1 pseudogene is annotated in these 2,503 nt (G+C 82.7%); it reads left to right on the top strand.

Features of this window, described 5'->3' with window-relative positions:
* Positions 1–59: 59 nt before the first annotated feature.
* A pseudogene (locus ABZV78_RS31615) lies at positions 60–2,503 on the top strand (hypothetical protein); the annotation flags it as partial.

Genomic DNA, 2,503 nt, shown 5'->3' with positions numbered 1-2,503 from the left:
AGACCTCGAACTTCGGGGACTTGTTGGTCGCCGAGGGCGGCACCCGGTAGTGCCGGAGAGTGAAGCCCATCATCTCCCGGAAGGCCGGCGCGGCCCCCGACTATCCCGACCGGCGGCGCGGCGCGTACCCGGTCAGCCCGGCCGGCCCCGACGACTCCGACCGGCGGCGCGGCGCGTACCCGGTCAGCCCGGCCGGTCCGGACGACCTCGAACGGCGACGCGGCGGTCGGCCGGGTGGGGACGGGCGGCCCGAGGACGGTCCCCGGCGCGGCGCGCCGGGCGACCGGTACGACCAGCGGTGGGTGCGCCCCGAAGCGGCGCGCGGCACGGCGCCGCACCGGCCGGTCTCCCCCGCGGCGGAGCCGGGCTGGCTGCCGGAGCCGGACGAGTACCCGCACCACGCGCCGCCGCGATCGGGCCGGCCGGAGCAGCGCCGCCGGCCGGCGGACGGCCGGAGCGGCCCGGTGGACCGGCGCGAGCCGGCGGTCGACGGCCGGCGGGACCGGGCGTTCGACGACCGGCGTGACCCGGCGTTCGACGACCGGCGGGAGGCGGCGTTCCAGGGCGGGCGCGAGGCGGCCTTCGACGGGCGGCGGGAGCCGGCCTTCGACGGTCGGGCGGGTCGGCGGGAGGCCGACCCCGGGCGTCCGGCGGAGCGACGCGACCAGGACCTGCCCGGCCGGCGCGACCAGGGCTTCGACGGCCGCCCCGATGCCGGGGTGGCCCGCCCGACCGACCGCCGGGAGCGGGACCTCGGCCGTCCGGGCGACCGGGGTCTCGACGGTCCGCCGCGCGGCGAGCCGGGTCGTGGTTACGACGGACCGCCGCGCCGGGAGCCGGACCGGGGTTACGACGGACCGCCGCGCCGGGAGGCCGCCGCGCGCGCCGAGACGTACCGGGAGGCGCCCGAGGCCGGGCGCCGGCCGGTGGACCCGTACCGCGCCGAGCCGGGCCGGTACGGCGAGTCGCGGCCCGCCGCGTTCCGGCCCGAGGAGCGGTGGGACGGTCAGCGGCCGCCGGGCGACCGCGCCCGCACGCACCACGAGGAGTGGCCGGTCATCGAGCGGCGGCCGCGCACCGAGCCGGCCGCGTACCGGCCGGACGAGCGGCACCGGCCGCCGGTCGACCGGCCCGGCCCGGACGCCCGCCCCGCCCGGCCGCTGGACGACGCGGCCCGCTACGAGGGTCGTCGTCCCGACTCGGCCGGCCCGCGGCCGGACCTCGTCGGTCCGGGACCGGAGTCGGGGCGTCCCCGGCCGGAGCCGGTCGACGGCCGGCCCGAGCCGGTCCGTCCCCGGACCGAGTTCACCGGTCCGCGTCCCGACTCGGTCGGGCCCCGGCCCGGCTCGGCCGGTCCGCGGTCGGAGCCTGTCGGGCCACGGCCCGACTCCAACGGTCGGCCGGAGTCGGTCGGGCCACGGCCGGAGTCGGTCGGGCCACGGCCAGAGTCGGTCGGGCCGCGGCCGGAGCACCGGGTGCGGCCGGACGGGTGGCAGGGACGGCCGGGCGAGCCCGGACCGGCCCGCCCGGGCGACGGCTGGCGACCGCCGGTCGAGCCGGCCGCGCGCACCCGCCCGGACGACCTGTGGGAGCGGCCGGCGCGCCCCGACGAGGTCAGGCAGCAGCCCCAGCCCGGCGCGCGCCCGGACCCGGGACACGAGGCGGCCATGCCGGCCGCCCCGAGCCGCCCCGGGGAGCGGTCGGACCGGCCGGTGGCGCCGCCTCCGCCGCGCGCCGACGACGCCGTGCCCCGGCCCGTGCCGTCGGCGCGGCCGGACGAGCCGCGTCAGCCGGCGATGCCGACCCGGCCCGACGAGGTCCGGCGCCCGCCGGTGGAGCCGGCGACCCGACCGGACCCGCGCCAGGCGGCGCCCACCTCGGGCGCGCCGGTGTCGGGCGCGCCGGCCGCGAACGAGCCCGTCTCCGGCGTGCCCACGTCGGGGGCGCGCGTCTCGGGACCGCCGGTCTTCGAGGCGCCCGTTCCCGGCCGCCCGGTTTCCGGGGCACCCGTGCCCGCCGCACCCGTTTCTGGCGGCCCGGTCTCCGGTGTGCCCGTTTCGGGGCCGCCCACCTACCCGGGAGACCGACCGGTGCCCGGCGGCCGGTTCGACGGGCCGACGGGACCGGAGACGGGCCGGCGCACCCACCCCGCGGTGCAGCCGGCGGTGGACGGCCGTCCCGACCGCCCGGCCCCGGCGAACGCTTCGGCCGACGTGCCGCCCGCCGCCGACCTGCGCGTCGAGTTCCTGCCCAGGCCCGCCGGCACCTCGCCCCTGCCCGCGCCGGAGCGCACGGCTCCGATCGACCGCGCCGAGCCGGCGGCCGAGCCGCGCCGGGACGTCTCGCCGCGCCCGACCCCGGCGCCTCCGGTGTCCGGCCCACCGGCCGCGCCGCCCGCCGGACCCGTCGACGCGCCGACCCCGACCGCAGCCGCGGCGGGCCGGCCCGCGCCACCTGCCTACCCCGGCCCCGCAGTCGCCGGACCGGAGCACCCCGCCGGCCC

The organism is Micromonospora sp. NPDC004540 (assembly GCF_040610095.1).
Classification (GTDB): Bacteria; Actinomycetota; Actinomycetes; order Mycobacteriales; family Micromonosporaceae; genus Micromonospora.
The sequence above is the reverse complement of the archived record's forward strand: the minus strand, read 5'-3'. Positions and strand labels throughout refer to the sequence as shown.